A 13,549-nucleotide genomic window follows, 5' to 3' on the forward strand; every position below is an offset into this window, starting at 1 on the left:
CAGACCGCTCCGGGCCAAAGTCACGTAAAAGGTGCGGTATGCCTTGAAACTTCGGGCATCGCCGTGTAGGGCGCACGCCTTGCGACGCGGACCTGATGTTCGCGGCGGCGCTTTTCTATCGATTCGGAGCTGTTCGGGTTTATGCAAATCATCGTACGCGACAACAATGTCGACCAGGCGCTGCGCGCGCTCAAGAAGAAGCTGCAGCGCGAAGGCGTCTATCGCGAGATGAAGCTGCGCCGTCATTACGAGAAGCCGAGCGAAAAGCGCGCCCGTGAGCGTGCCGCTGCCGTTCGCCGCGCGCGCAAGCTCGAGCGCAAGCGCATGGAACGCGACGGCGCACGGTAAGATCATGATCGGGCGGGCGGTGATGCCCGCTGCGACCTGATTTCGCCTGCCTATCTTTCTCGACCCCCTGCCCGGGAGCCACCATGTCGATCACCGCTGTCCCGCTAAAGCCCGTGAAGCGGAGCATTTTGGTGTATCTGTGGGTTGGCATCGCCGTCGCGCTGGTCGCGGCGGTGGCGCTGGCGTTCCAGACCCCGACCGATCCCGCCACCGCCTTCCTCGCGCATAATGCGCGGGCCAAGGGTGTGGTGACGACGCCGTCGGGCCTGCAATATCAGGTGCTGACGCCTGGCACCGGGCCGAACCCGACCGACGCGGACGAAGTCCTCATCACTTATGAGGGGCGTCTGCTCGACGGCACCGTGTTCGACAAGTCCGCGCAGCCGACTCCGCTCGAAGTGGGCGGCGTCGTGCCGGGCTTCAGCGAAGCGCTCAAGCTGATGAACAAGGGCGGCAAGTACCGGATCTGGCTGAAGCCGAGCCTGGGCTATGGCGATCATGTGCCCCCTGGCGGCCCGATCCCGCCCAACGCGGCGCTGGTGTTCGATGTCGAACTGCTCGATTCGATGCCGATCCTGAAATACAAACAGATGCAGCAGCAGATGATGCAGCAACAGCAGGGCATGATGCCCCCGGGTGCCGCTGGACCGCCGACTGGCCGCTGAGATGCGATCGATCGTCTGTGCCGCCGGGCTCGCGGCGGTTGTCTTGACCAGCGGGATTGCGCAGGCGCGAGTCAAAAAACCGCTCCCGCGCCGCGCCCAGCCTGTCGCCGCAGCCCCAGTGACTGCGGACGCATTCCTTGCTGCGAACGCGCGTGTGCGCGGTGTCATCCAGACCGCGTCCGGCCTGCAATATCTGGTCGTGAAACCGGGAACCGGCGCGGAAAAGCCGGGCGACGGAGACGTCGCGTTGGTCAATTATGTCGGCAAATTGACCAATGGCAAGATTTTCGACAAGAGCGCGCAACCCACGCCGCTGCCGGTCGCAGCGGTCGTGCCGGGTTTCGCCGAAGCGTTGAAGGCGATGCCGCGCGGCGCGCACTATCGTGTATGGATCAAGCCCAGCCTGGGCTATGGCGAGGCCGGTTCCGGGCCAATCCCGCCGGGGTCGGTGCTGGTGTTCGACATCGATTTGATCGATTTCATTTCGCAGGCGACTTTCGACCAGTTGCGCCAGCAGCAGCTTGCTGATCCTAAGACGGCTCCCGCCGCTCCCTAACGGGATATCGAGAAACCGGCATCCAATTTGATGGATGCAATATCCGGCAGGATCGGTATTGAGGCGTAACGAAGTAAACCTTTCGCCAACGTATTTGTTTTCGGAGCAAAAATGACCGTTCGCCCGCTTCGTAAAGCCGTTTTCCCCGTCGGCGGCCTTGGCACCCGTTTCCTTCCGGCCACCAAGGCGATGCCCAAGGAAATGCTGCCGGTCGTCGATCGTCCGTTGATCCAATATGCGGTCGACGAGGCGTTGGAAGCAGGCATCGAGCAGATGATCTTCGTCACCGGGCGCGGCAAATCCGCGATCGAGGACCATTTCGATATCGCCTATGAGCTCGAGGCGACCATGACCGCCCGCGGCAAGTCGCTGTCGATCCTTGACGCCACCCGGCTCAAGCCCGGCGCGGTCGCCTATGTTCGCCAGCAGGAGCCGATGGGTCTCGGCCACGCGGTATGGTGCGCGCGCGACATCGTGGGGGATGAACCCTTTGCGGTTTTGCTCGCTGACGATTTCATGGTGGGCAAGCCGGGCTGCCTCAAGCAAATGGTCGATGCCTATATGCAGGTTGGTGGCAACATCATCTGCGCGCAGGAAGTGCCGGAGGATCAGACGCATATGTATGGCGTGATCACGCCAGGCGTGCGCGAGGGTGCTCTGACCGAAGTCAAAGGGCTGGTCGAGAAGCCCGCCAAGGGCACTGCGCCGTCCAACCTGTCGGTGATCGGTCGCTACATCCTCCAGCCCGAGGTGATGCGTGTGCTGGAAACGCAGGGCAAGGGTGCTGGCGGTGAAATCCAGCTGACCGACGCGATGGCGCGGATGATCGGCCAGCAGCCGTTTCACGGGCTGACCTTCGACGGGAAACGCTACGATTGCGGGGACAAAGCGGGATACATGACCGCCAATCTCGCGGTCGCGTTTGGGCGCGCCGATATCGGCGATGCCGTTCGTGCCTTTGCGGTCGACCTGCTCAAATAAGATTCGAGCGGGTCGGGGCTAATCGGGCGCTCAGCAGCGCTCGATATAGCCGCGATACCATTCCACGAACTTTGGCACGCCGACATCGATCGAGGTGGTCGGTGCGAAGCCGAGGTCGCGCTGGATCGCACTGATATCGGCGAAGGTATCGGGCATGTCGCCGGGCTGCATCGGCGCGTTGATGCGGATGGCGGGCTTGCCGCACGCGGCCTCAATCAGGTCGATCAGCCGGTCGAGCCGTTCCGAGCGGTGGTTGCCGATATTGTAGAGCCGGTGCGGGGCCGGGCTGCCGCCAGCCTTGATGCTGCCGTCGTCCGCAGGCGGGTGATCGAGGCAGGCGATGATCCCGGCGACGATATCGTCGATATAGGTGAAATCGCGCCGCATATCCCCGTGATTGAACACCTGGATCGGGCGGTCTTCCAAGATCGCGCTGGTGAACAGCCACATCGCCATGTCGGGCCGCCCCCACGGCCCGTAGACGGTGAAGAAACGCAAGCCCGTCTGCGGCAGGCGATAGAGATGGGCGTAGGTCTCGCTCATCAACTCGTCGGCGCGCTTGGTCGCGGCATAAAGCGACAGCGGCCGGTCGGCGCGGTCGTCGACCTTGAACGGTAGGGTGGCATCGCCGCCATAGATGGAGGAGGATGACGCATAGACGAGATGCGCCACGCCGCGCTGCCGCCCGAGTTCGAGCAGGTTGAGGTGCCCGGCAATGTTGGAGTGGATATAGGCGCGCGGATTGTCGATCGAATAGCGTACCCCCGCCTGCGCGCCGAGATGGACGATGCGGGTGAACGGCGCTGCCCCGAGCGCCGAATCGAGCGCGGCATGATCGGCAAAATCCACGCGGTGCAGCGTGAAGCGTCCGTCTGCCTCCGCCGCGATCGCCGCGACGCGCGCTTCTTTCAGGCTGACGGGGTAATAGTCGTTGAAGCTATCGATGCCGATGACATGCTCACCCCGCGCCAGCAGCGCGCGCGCGACATGCATGCCGATGAATCCGGCGACACCGGTGACGAGGATGGGATCGGTCGACATGGCGTTCCCTATCAGGCCTTAGCTGGCGAGGCGCAACGCTTCCGTGCGGACGGGCGCGCGCGGCTGATCGGGCCAGATGCCGCGCGTGTCATAGACGATCTTGTCGGCGCGTTCGTCGACCGGCACCGATTTGAACACATCATGGTCGACCAGCACGATCATGATGCCGCACGTCTCGATCGCGGTGTCGATGTCGGTCAGCGTCGCGCCGGTGCCATTGAACACGGCGGGCAGGGTGCGGGTATAAGGCTCGACCACATCGAGCCGATCGCCGAAGCGCGCCGCGAGCGCCGTCGCGACCTTGAGCGCGGGGCTTTCGCGGAAATCGTCGATATTGGCCTTGAAGGCCAGGCCCAGGCACGCGACGCGCACGCCCGGATGCGCCGCCACCATCGCCTCGGCGCGTTCCACGACATAGTCGATCTTGGCGTCGTTCACTTCGCGCGCGGTGCGAATGAGGGGGGTGTTGTCGCGATCGGCATGGACCAGGAACCACGGGTCGACCGCGATGCAATGCCCGCCGACACCGGGGCCGGGCGACAGGATGTTGACGCGCGGATGGCGGTTGGCGAGGCGGATCACCTCCCACACATCGACCTCCATCGTATCGGCGACGCGGCTGAGTTCATTGGCGAAGGCGATGTTGACGTCGCGAAAGGCGTTTTCGGTGAGCTTGGTCATCTCCGCCGCACGGCTCGTGGTGGTGACGCACGCGCCGCGCACGAAACGGCGATAGAATTGCAGCGCTTTCCGCGCACACCGCGGCGTGATGCCGCCGATGACGCGGTCATTGTCGATCAGTTCGACCAGGATTCGTCCCGGCAACACGCGCTCGGGGCAATAAGCGATGGCGATGTCCGCGCTTTCGCCGGTCTTGCCGGGCACCTTCAGGTCGGGGCGCAACTGCGCGAGCAAGTCGCGCACCTTCTCGGTCGTGCCCACGGGCGAGGTCGATTCGAGGATGATGACATCGCCTGCCTTCAGCACGGCGGCAATGGTCGTCGCGGCGCGCAGGACATAGCCGATATTGGGCGCATGATCGTCGGCAAAGGGCGTCGGCACCGCAATGACAAACACATCGGCGGGTTCGATCTGCGTCGCTGCCCGCAAGGTGCCGCGCGCGACCACGCCCGAGACGAGGCCGTCGAGATCGACTTCCTCGATATGGATCTTGCCCGAATTGACCGTCTCGACGACGTGTTCGGACACGTCGATGCCCAGCACCTTGGCCCCCGTGCGCGCGATCACCGCGGCGGTCGGCAGGCCGATATAGCCCAGGCCGACGACGACAACCTTCAGTTCAGCATCCGAAACCATCGGCGATTACCTTTGCGATCCTGCCGGACGCATGGCCGTCGCCGAACGGATTGTGGGCGCGTGCCATGGACTGGTAGGCACCCTTGTCGTCGAGGAGGGTTGATATTTCGGAAACGATCCGCTCGGGATCGGTGCCGATTAGCTTGGCGGTGCCCGCTGCCACGCCTTCGGGGCGCTCCGTCGTCTCGCGCATGACCAGTACGGGCTTGGCCAAAGCGGGCGCTTCTTCCTGCACGCCACCCGAATCGGTCAGCGCGATCTCGCACAGCTCCAGCGCGCGGATGAAATGCGGGTAATCGAGCGGATCGATTCGCGCGATATTGGGCCGATCGCCGAGCACGCGGTTCATTGCCTCGACGACATTGGGGTTGGGGTGCATCGGGAACAGGATGGCGACGTCGTCGCGCGCGGCGATCCGGGCGAGGGCGTTCGCGATATTGTCCATGCCGCCGCCGAAATTTTCGCGCCGGTGCGTGGTGACCAGGATGATGCGCTTGCCCGCGAAACGCTCAGCGATCCCGTCGAGCCCGCTGGCGAGTGTTGGGTCGGCGGCGAGCTTGGCGCGCGTCGCGTGCAGCGCGTCGATCACAGTGTTGCCGGTGACGTGGATCGTCTGGGCTGCGATATTCTCGCGGCGCAGCGCTTCGGCGGCGGTTTCGGTCGGCGCGAAATGCTGGTCGGCGATCGGTGCGACGATCCGGCGATTCACTTCCTCGGGCCAGGGCTGGTAAATGTCGCCCGAGCGCAAGCCCGCCTCGACATGGCTGACCGGCACCTTGCGGTAGTAAGCCACGAGCGCGCCGACCATCGCGGTGGCGGTGTCACCTTGTACGATCACCCGGTCGGGCTTTTCGGCGTCCATCACATCGCCAAGCCCGGTCAGCAACCGCGCGGTCAGGCGATCGAGCGTCTGACCCGGCTCCATCAGATCGAGATCGATATCGGGACGCAGATTGGCGATGCTGAGCACTTGATCGAGCAGCCCGCGATGCTGGGCGGTGACGCAGGTGCGCACGTCGAGCCCGCCCTGCGCCTTGAGCGCGGCAACCACCGGAAAGAGTTTGATCGCTTCGGGCCGGGTGCCGAAGATGACGAGGATGCGCGGAGAGGTCATGGCAGGCGCATAGCGCGCGCTCCCTTAAAACCCCGCTAACCGCAGGCCGGGCAGCCTGGGTCTTTCGGCAAGGCGATCGTGCGGAAACGAAAAGCGAGCGCATCAACCAGCAGCAGTTTGCCTGCGCTGTCGTCGCCGAAGCCGACCACGCTGCGCATCGCCTCCAACGCGGCGAGGCTGCCCATCACCCCGGTCATCGCGCCCAGTACGCCTTGTTCGGCGCAACTGTCGCCCGCCTGATCGACCACGTTGCCGACGAAGCAGCGATAGCAGGGCTTGTCCGCCTCCCAACCGCGAAACACGCCCAGTTGCCCCTCGAATTGCCCGACCGCCGAGGAGACGAGCGGGATGCGCAAGCCGTGCGCGGCGTCGGCGACGGCGAGGCGCGTCGCGAAACTGTCGGTGCCGTCGATCACCACGTCCGCGCCGCCCAGCAGGTGCGCGGCAGTGTCGGGGGTCAGCCGCTCCGGGCGCTGGTCGAGGACGACATGCGGGTTGATCCGGTGCGCTGCGTGCGCCGCCGCCGCCACCTTGCCCGCGCCGATATCGGCATCGCCAAACACGGTCTGGCGTTGCAGATTGGAAAGATCGACCGTGTCGTCATCGATGACGATCAGCCGCCCGATCCCGGCTGCCGCCAGATATTGGATGGCCGGGCTGCCAATGCCGCCCGCGCCGACAATCGCGACCGACGCCGCCTTCAGCCGCATTTGCCCCGCGCCACCAACCTCGCGCAGCACGATGTGGCGGGCGTAGCGGTTCAGTTCTTCGTCGGACAGCGTCACAGGCACCCTGTCAGAGGCACGGTTTTGGTGGTTCGCGCCGTTTTCCGTTCGCCCTGAGCCTGTCGAAGGGCCTTGCTCAGGACGGGCGCAGCCTGAACGGGATGGAGGTGATCCGGCCTCGCGGAGGACGGCACTAAGCGTTCCACTCGAAGACGATCGTCGCGCGATACCACGCATCGGTGGCACCCGGCCGCATCGGGAGATTACCGCGTGCGAAACCGGTGACGAGGCCCGCCGCATATTGCTCAACCGTCGGGCAGGCGATGGCGTGCGGTACCGCACGGCGCACGGTTCCATCCGGGCCGATCAGGGTCGCGACATCGACGCGCACGACATAATGGCCGTCGGTCGGCTTGGCGATGGCGCAGCGGCCTGCGGTGATTTCGGTCGCCACGAACCCGGACAGTTCGGGCGTCACCTTGGGCGGCGCGAGATAGGGGATCGGGGCCAGAGCCGACCAATCCACAGGCATGGCGGGCACCTCCGCCGCCTGAAGCAGCAGGGCGATCATCGCCCGGTCGATCCGAAACCGCCGACGCCACGCGCGGTATCGTCGAGCGTCTCCACCACCTCCAGCACCGCGCGCTGCACGGGGGCGGGGACAAGCTGCGCGATCCGGTCGCCCCGTGTGATCACGAACGGTTCCTGCCCGAGATTGGCGAGAATTACCTTCACTTCGCCGCGATAATCGCTGTCGATCGTGCCGGGGGTGTTGAGGCAAGTGATGCCGTGCTTCAGCGCCAGGCCCGAGCGTGGGCGGACCTGCACCTCATAGCCTTCGGGGATGGCAATGGCGAAGCCGGTCGCAATCGCGGCGCGTGCGCCGGGCGCGAGTACGCTGTCTTCGGCGGCGACGACATCCATTCCGGCTGCACCGTCGGTGGCATAGGTCGGCAAAGGCAGGCCCTCGCCATGGGGGAGGCGTTTCAGCGCAATGGTAATCAAGCCACTCATGGCGGTGCCATAGCAGGGCGAATCCGGCGTGTCGAAGGTCGGCGGGGCGTTCGGTGCAAGCGCCGCCAGGATGCGACCGGCAAGCCGCGCCGCGACATCGTCCTTCGGCAGGCGTTCCCAGCTTTCGACCCCATTGGCGGTAACGATGTGGACGGCATTGGCCGCGCCGCCCATTACGTCGCCCGACACGTCGTTGGCGACAATCCAGTCGGCGCGTTTGCGCGTCAGCTTGGCGGTGGCATGCTCGGTCACGCGCTCGGTTTCGGCGGCAAAGCCGATCAGCAGGCGCGGGCGCTGCGGGCTGGCGGCCAGCGTGGCGAGGATGTCGGGATTTTCGACCAGGCGCAGCATAGGCGGCCCGCTTGGGCCTTTCTTGATCTTCTGCGCGGTGCTGTCGACGCGCCAGTCGGCGACGGCGGCGACCATCACTGCGCCGTCAACCGGCAGCACCGATTCGACCGCCGCCGCCATTTCCAGCGCGGTCTCGACATCGATGCGCGTCACGCCCGGCGGCGTAGGGAGCGTAACCGGCCCCGCGACCAGCGTTACCCGCGCCCCGCGCGCGGCCAGCGCGGCGGCAATCGCAAAGCCCTGCTTGCCCGAGGAGCGATTCGCCAGATAGCGCACCGGGTCGATCGGCTCATGCGTGGGGCCAGCCGTGACGAGGATGTGGGGAGGGGTCACCCCGCCAACGCCGCCTGGATCGCCGCAAAAATCGCCGAGGGCTCGGGCAGGCGACCGGGGCCATATTCTCCGCACGCCATTGCGCCTTCATCGGGCTCCAGCACGGTCACGCCATCGCCGCGCAGGGTTGCGACGTTACGGCGTGTCGCCGGATGCTGCCACATCCGCACGTTCATCGCGGGCGCGGCGAGCACGGGCTTGTCGGTCGCGAGCAGCAAGGTGGTGGCCAGGTCATCGGCAATGCCCGCCGCCATCTTCGCCATCAGATCGGCAGTGGCGGGCGAGATCACGACCAGATCGGCCTCGCGGCTGAGCTGGATATGGCCCATCTCGACCTCGTCCTTCAGGTCCCACAGGCTGGTATGGACTTGGTTTTCGGACAAAGCGGCCAGCGTCATCGGGGTCACGAAATGCGCGCCGCCATCGGTCAGCACGCACTTCACCGCAATCCCGCCCTTGCGGCACAAGCGGATCAGCTCGCACGCCTTGTAGGCGGCGATGCCGCCGCCGACGATCAACAGAATCTTCATCGCACCACCCGCGTGACGGTAATCTTGCGGCGCGGGTCCTGCGCGCGCGCAATCAGGTCGCGCACGCCATCGGGCGCGAAGGCGAGGCCGATCAGGAGCGTGGGCGCGATCATCAGCCCCCAATAGAAGGTGTCGGCGCGCCCGAACAGAGCCAGCAGCGCGGCATAACCGCTGAACACCGCCAGCGCGCGCAAGGCGAGTGCGCTCTTCCACGTCGCCCAGCCGAACAGCGCCAGCCCGATCACCGGGGCTGCGAACCACAAGGGGGCCAGAGTGAGGACCGTCCACAACTGCATCGTCGTGATGAAAAAGCCGAAGCCGAGCGGCCCCGGCCAGCCCGCCACCGCCGGATCGGTCTCGCGCACCACCAGCGACACCGCATGCGCGTGAAGCGCGAGCACGACGGCCAACACCCCGAGCGTGGCCGCCCAGCCGATCGCTTCCTTGCGGTGGCCCTCGGCAAAAGCGAACACCGCCATGATCACAACGTAGAGCGCGGCGGTCTCGCGGATCAGCAGCGCGATCAGCCCGATCGCGACCGCCTCGATCCATTTGCCCTCGCGCCGCACGGCGAGCGACAGCGCGATCAGCAATCCCGCCCAAATCTCGTGAAAGCAGGCAAGGTCGGCCTTCACGAAGGCGATCAGCCCCCCCGCCAGCAACGCCATCGCGATCCACACCGGCGTTGGAGTGGCAAATGCGGACCGCACCTGCCGATACCAGGCGAACATCACCCCGGCGACCAGCGCATAAAGCAGCAGCATCGTGGCGGCGGGCGGCAGCGCGGCTTGCACCACCGCGAGCGTCGGCAGGCGGAAGGTGAGGAAGGGCTGCATCGCGTCATCGCCCGCGCGCAGCGCTTGCGCGGCCACCGGATAATAACCGCCACCGCCACGCACGCCCTGCACAATCGTTTCATACCGCACGACGTCGACCTGGTCCTCGCCGCGATTGGCCGGATCATGGTTGATCGGCGGTGCCCCGGGGCTCGCCAGCGCCAGCAAGGTCGCGAGCAGAAGCAGCGCCAGCAGCGCCACGCCGATACGGGCTCCGCGCAAGCTCAGACCGGCAAAGCGCGACGGCGTGGCCAGCCACAAGGGCGCGGCCTCCTTCACCCCCAGAGCATCCATCCCAGGCCCAGGCTCGCACCCGCGCTCACCAACGCGACCAGCGCGTAGCGCCAGCCAGCCCCAAAGCGCAGCACCTCAATGTGCTTCAGCGGCGGCTCGGGCGGTGCGCCGGGCGGATTGGGAAAGCGCCGTTCGATGTTGCGCACCAGATCGGGCAGGCGCGACAGCGTCCGGAACCCCTCGACCAGCCGATCGGCCACCGCCGCTTCGGGGCCGAGTTCGGTGCGGATCCATTCGCGCACGAACGGGGCGGCGGCGTCCCACAAATTGATGTCGGGATCGAGGCTGGTCGCCACGCCCTCCACCATCACCATCGTCTTTTGCAGCAGCAGCAGATGCGGCTGCGTCTGCATGTCGAAATCACGCGTGATGTTGAACAGGCCGTCGAGCATCATGCCGATCGACATGTCCTTCACCGCCATGCCGCGCATCGGCTCGCCGACCGCGCGCAGGGCGGTGGCGAATTCGGCGACATTGTGGTGCGGCGGCACATAGCCCGCCTCGAAATGGATTTCGGCGACGCGCTTATAGTTTCCGGTGATCAGCCCGTAGAGGATTTCGGCGAGCCAAACGCGGGCGCGTCGGTCGATCCGGCCCATGATGCCAAAGTCGATCGCGGCGATCTTGCCATCGGGCAATGCGAACAAATTGCCCTGGTGCATGTCGGCGTGGAAAAAGCCCTCGGCAATCGCCTGGCGCAGAAAGGCGTGGACCAAGGTGTTGGCCAGCGCCTGCATATCATAGCCCGCTTCGACCAGCGCCGCGCGGTTGGACAGCTTGATCCCGTCGATCCATTCGAGCGTCAGCACCTTGCCGGTGGTGCGCTGCCAATCGATCTTGGGCACTAGGAAATCGGGCTCCGCCATCATCGCATCGGCGAGTTCGGAAGCCGAAGCGGCTTCGCGGCGCAAATCAAGCTCGCGCGCGGTCCAGCGTTTGAACGTCTCGATCACCAGCCGTGGGCGCAGCCGCGACAGTTCGCCGCCCATCGCCTCGACTTGCGCCGTTGCCCACTCGTACGTGTCGATTGCGCGGGTGAAATCTTCCTCGACGCCGGGGCGCAGCACCTTGATCGCGACGGTGCGGCCATCGGTAGTGACCCCGCGATGAACTTGCGCGATCGAGGCAGCACCGACCGGCACCGGATCGATCGAGGCGAACAATTCCGCCGGATCGCGCTGGAAGGCGCGGGTCATCGCGGCGTGGATTGTGTCATAGGGCACGGGCGGCAGCGCGTCCTGCAGCCGCATCAGATCGTTCGACGCCGCTTCGCCGACAATGTCGGGCCGCGTCGCCAGCGTCTGGCCGAGTTTGATCGCGGCGGGGCCGATCGCCTGGAACGCATCGGCATAACGCGGCACGGCGGGTACGCGCGCGCCCAGCCGCGCGATCCGGGCGAGGCGGCGCACCGGGGCGGGCGTGTTCGGGTCACGCTCGATGCCCGAAAGCGCGCCATGCCGCGCGAGGATGCGACCCCATTTCAGCAGGCGCCAGAGGTGGATAGCGGGGGCGGTCACTTTTGCTCCCCTCCCGCTTGCGGGAGGGGGTGGGGGAGGGGCTGACGGGATTGCGGTGCCAGGCTCTTGGAAAGGCCCTCCCCCGACCCCTCCCGCAAGCGGGAGGGGAGGGTGATCGTCTCGCCCATCAAATCTTCCACCCGTGGTGGATCGCGACCAACCCACCCAGCATCGGCTCGACCCCGGTCTGCACGAAGCCGGCGTCGCGGATCATGCCTTCGAAGGTCGGCATATCGGGAAAACGACGAATCGATTCGATCAGATAGCGATAGCTGTCGGCATCCTGCGCCAGCAATTTGCCGAGCTGTGGCACCACCTTGTGCGAATAGACGTCATAGACATCGGCAAAACCCGGCCACAGCGTCGTCGAGAATTCCAGGCAATAGAACCGCCCGCCGCGCCGCAGCACGCGGTGCGCCTCGCGCAATGCCTTGGGGATGTCGGTCACGTTGCGGATGCCAAAGGCGATCGTATAGGCATCGAAAAAGCGGTCGGGGAAGACCAGCGTCTCGGCATTGGCCTCGGTCCACACCAGGCCGTCAATGCCGCGCTTGGCGGCGCGTTCCATGCCGACTTCCAGCATTTGCGGGTTGATGTCGGCGACGGTCACGCTCGCGCCCGATTCGGCCAGACGGAAGGCGATGTCGCCAGTGCCGCCCGCCATGTCGAGGATCTGCTCGCCCTCGCGCGGCTTTACGCGGCGGACGAAGCGATCCTTCCACAAACGGTGCATCCCGCCCGACATTGCGTCGTTCATGATGTCATAGCTACGCGCCACGCTCGAAAACACGCCGCCGACGCGCGCGGTCTTTTCAGTGGCGGGAATATCTTCGTAGCCGAAGGAGACGGTGCCGGGGGCGGTGTCGGAGCCGGATTGTGTGTCGGTCATGTCGCCCGCTCTAGCCGAGCGAAGCGGCGGCGCAAACCATCGCGTTGTCAGTCCGCCAAATTGCTCCGCGCGTGGCCGAGAAATCTCTTCTTCTCTGCGTCCTCTGCGCCTCTGCGCGAACAAAATTGGTTCGCGCAGAGGCGCAGAGGACGCAGAGACGCGATAGCACGGTGGGCACGTTGACCCCTGGCACCGTTCGGGCAAAAGCGGGGAATGCCCGAATTACCCGAAGTCGAAACCACCGTGCGCGGGCTGCGGCCCGTGCTCGATGGTCAGCGCATCACATTGGTCCAGCTCCGCCGCCCGGACCTGCGGCGACCCTTCCCGGTCGATCTCGGCCAGCGCCTGACCGGGGCGACGGTCACCGGGCTTTCCCGTCGCGCCAAATATGGGCTGATCGAAACCGATCGCGGCGACACCATGGTGTTCCACCTCGGCATGTCGGGACGCTGGCGCGTCGACCCCAGCGACGTGTTGCCGCATGATCATTTGATTCTCGAAACCGCGACGCAGCGCCTCGCGCTCAACGATGCGCGGCGCTTCGGCTCGGTCGATCTGCTGGCGACGACCGCGCTCGCCGATTTTCCGGCGTTCAAGGCGTTGGGGCCGGAGCCGCTCGGCCCCGATTTGACCGCTGCATATTTGCACCGGGCGCTTGCCGGGCGGGTCGCGTCGATCAAGCTGTTGTTGCTCGATCAGCGAATCGTCGCCGGGCTCGGCAACATCTATGTCTGCGAGGCACTCCATCTTGCGGGCATCTCGCCCAAGCGCGCCGGGGGCGACCTGTCGCGCGCCAAGCTCGAGCGACTCGTCGCGGCGATTCGCGCGGTGCTGCTCTCCGCGATCGAGGCCGGCGGATCGACCTTGCGGGATTATGCGCGGCCCGATGGCGAACTCGGCTATTTCTCCAAGCAATTCCTGGTCTATGGCCGCGAGGGGGAGCCCTGTGCCTGCGGGGGCACGGTGGCGCGCTATGCCGAGGGCGGGCGCTCGACATTTTGGTGCCCAAAATGCCAGCGGTGATTGACCGGCGCGCGC

Annotated in this window: 14 protein-coding genes and 1 pseudogene; 5 read left to right on the top strand and 10 right to left on the bottom strand. The window is 65.9% G+C overall.

Going from position 1 to position 13,549, the window contains the following annotated elements; genetic code table 11:
* Nucleotides 1-141 precede the first annotated feature (141 nt).
* From rpsU to galU, 4 genes are all read left to right on the top strand, one after another.
* Entirely contained in the window at nucleotides 142-348 is a 207-nt protein-coding gene (gene rpsU / locus H4W01_RS03750) for a 30S ribosomal protein S21 (protein ID WP_010162663.1), read from the top strand.
* A gap of 83 nt (nucleotides 349-431) precedes the next feature.
* Nucleotides 432-1,013: an FKBP-type peptidyl-prolyl cis-trans isomerase gene (locus H4W01_RS03755; protein WP_209609956.1), complete on the top strand. Its 582-nt coding sequence runs from the start codon at nucleotides 432-434 to the stop codon at nucleotides 1,011-1,013.
* A 1-nt stretch (nucleotide 1,014) separates the two neighbouring features.
* Nucleotides 1,015-1,569, top strand: coding sequence for an FKBP-type peptidyl-prolyl cis-trans isomerase (locus H4W01_RS03760; RefSeq protein ID WP_209609957.1), 555 nt, complete (start codon nucleotides 1,015-1,017; stop codon nucleotides 1,567-1,569).
* A gap of 111 nt (nucleotides 1,570-1,680) precedes the next feature.
* Complete coding sequence (galU, locus tag H4W01_RS03765) at nucleotides 1,681-2,550, top strand: UTP--glucose-1-phosphate uridylyltransferase GalU (protein ID WP_010407547.1); 870 nt, start codon at nucleotides 1,681-1,683, stop codon at nucleotides 2,548-2,550.
* Nucleotides 2,551-2,580: 30 nt separating this feature from the next.
* On the opposite strand, the gene H4W01_RS03770 is transcribed toward galU, so the two are convergent.
* The 10 genes and pseudogenes from H4W01_RS03770 to H4W01_RS03815 all read right to left on the bottom strand — a co-directional run bounded on the left by H4W01_RS03770 (nucleotide 2,581) and on the right by H4W01_RS03815 (nucleotide 12,511).
* Complete coding sequence (locus tag H4W01_RS03770) at nucleotides 2,581-3,591, bottom strand: NAD-dependent epimerase/dehydratase family protein (protein WP_010407548.1); 1,011 nt, start codon at nucleotides 3,589-3,591, stop codon at nucleotides 2,581-2,583.
* Nucleotides 3,592-3,609: 18 nt separating this feature from the next.
* Complete coding sequence (wecC, locus tag H4W01_RS03775; RefSeq protein WP_010407550.1) at nucleotides 3,610-4,908, bottom strand: UDP-N-acetyl-D-mannosamine dehydrogenase; 1,299 nt, start codon at nucleotides 4,906-4,908, stop codon at nucleotides 3,610-3,612.
* Nucleotides 4,892-6,022: a non-hydrolyzing UDP-N-acetylglucosamine 2-epimerase gene (wecB, locus tag H4W01_RS03780; protein ID WP_209609958.1), complete on the bottom strand. Its 1,131-nt coding sequence runs from the start codon at nucleotides 6,020-6,022 to the stop codon at nucleotides 4,892-4,894. The genes wecC and wecB overlap by 17 nt, the downstream gene beginning before the upstream one ends.
* A gap of 35 nt (nucleotides 6,023-6,057) precedes the next feature.
* Nucleotides 6,058-6,807, bottom strand: a complete 750-nt coding sequence (locus tag H4W01_RS03785) for a HesA/MoeB/ThiF family protein (RefSeq protein WP_209609959.1) — start codon at nucleotides 6,805-6,807, stop codon at nucleotides 6,058-6,060.
* 133 nt (nucleotides 6,808-6,940) lie between these two features.
* A complete protein-coding gene (locus H4W01_RS03790; RefSeq protein WP_010407555.1) occupies nucleotides 6,941-7,318 on the bottom strand; it encodes a hypothetical protein in 378 nt (125 codons plus the stop codon).
* Complete coding sequence (gene dut, locus H4W01_RS03795) at nucleotides 7,315-7,761, bottom strand: dUTP diphosphatase (protein WP_209613233.1); 447 nt, start codon at nucleotides 7,759-7,761, stop codon at nucleotides 7,315-7,317. The genes H4W01_RS03790 and dut overlap by 4 nt, the downstream gene beginning before the upstream one ends.
* Nucleotides 7,762-7,815: 54 nt before the next feature.
* Nucleotides 7,816-8,975, bottom strand: a pseudogene (gene coaBC / locus H4W01_RS03800) (bifunctional phosphopantothenoylcysteine decarboxylase/phosphopantothenate--cysteine ligase CoaBC); the annotation flags it as partial.
* The gene (locus H4W01_RS03805; RefSeq protein ID WP_209609960.1) at nucleotides 8,972-10,105 is read right to left on the bottom strand and encodes a hypothetical protein; all 1,134 of its coding nucleotides are present in this window, start codon (nucleotides 10,103-10,105) and stop codon (nucleotides 8,972-8,974) included. The pseudogene coaBC and the gene H4W01_RS03805, both read right to left, overlap by 4 nt.
* Nucleotides 10,087-11,622 carry a 2-polyprenylphenol 6-hydroxylase gene (gene ubiB, locus H4W01_RS03810; RefSeq protein WP_209609961.1) on the bottom strand — a complete coding sequence of 512 codons (1,536 nt, stop codon included), beginning with the start codon at nucleotides 11,620-11,622 and terminating at the stop codon, nucleotides 10,087-10,089. Before ubiB ends, H4W01_RS03805 begins: the two co-directional genes overlap by 19 nt.
* Before the next feature lie 127 nt (nucleotides 11,623-11,749).
* Nucleotides 11,750-12,511 carry a class I SAM-dependent methyltransferase gene (locus H4W01_RS03815; RefSeq protein WP_010407559.1) on the bottom strand — a complete coding sequence of 254 codons (762 nt, stop codon included), beginning with the start codon at nucleotides 12,509-12,511 and terminating at the stop codon, nucleotides 11,750-11,752.
* Nucleotides 12,512-12,724: 213 nt separating this feature from the next.
* Between H4W01_RS03815 and mutM the strand changes: the two genes are divergently transcribed.
* Nucleotides 12,725-13,534, top strand: coding sequence for a bifunctional DNA-formamidopyrimidine glycosylase/DNA-(apurinic or apyrimidinic site) lyase (gene mutM / locus H4W01_RS03820; protein WP_209609962.1), 810 nt, complete (start codon nucleotides 12,725-12,727; stop codon nucleotides 13,532-13,534).
* Nucleotides 13,535-13,549 lie beyond the last annotated feature (15 nt).

The sequence above is a fragment of the Sphingomonas sp. PL20 genome (genome assembly GCF_017875905.1).
Classification (GTDB): Bacteria; Pseudomonadota; Alphaproteobacteria; order Sphingomonadales; family Sphingomonadaceae; genus Sphingomonas; species Sphingomonas echinoides.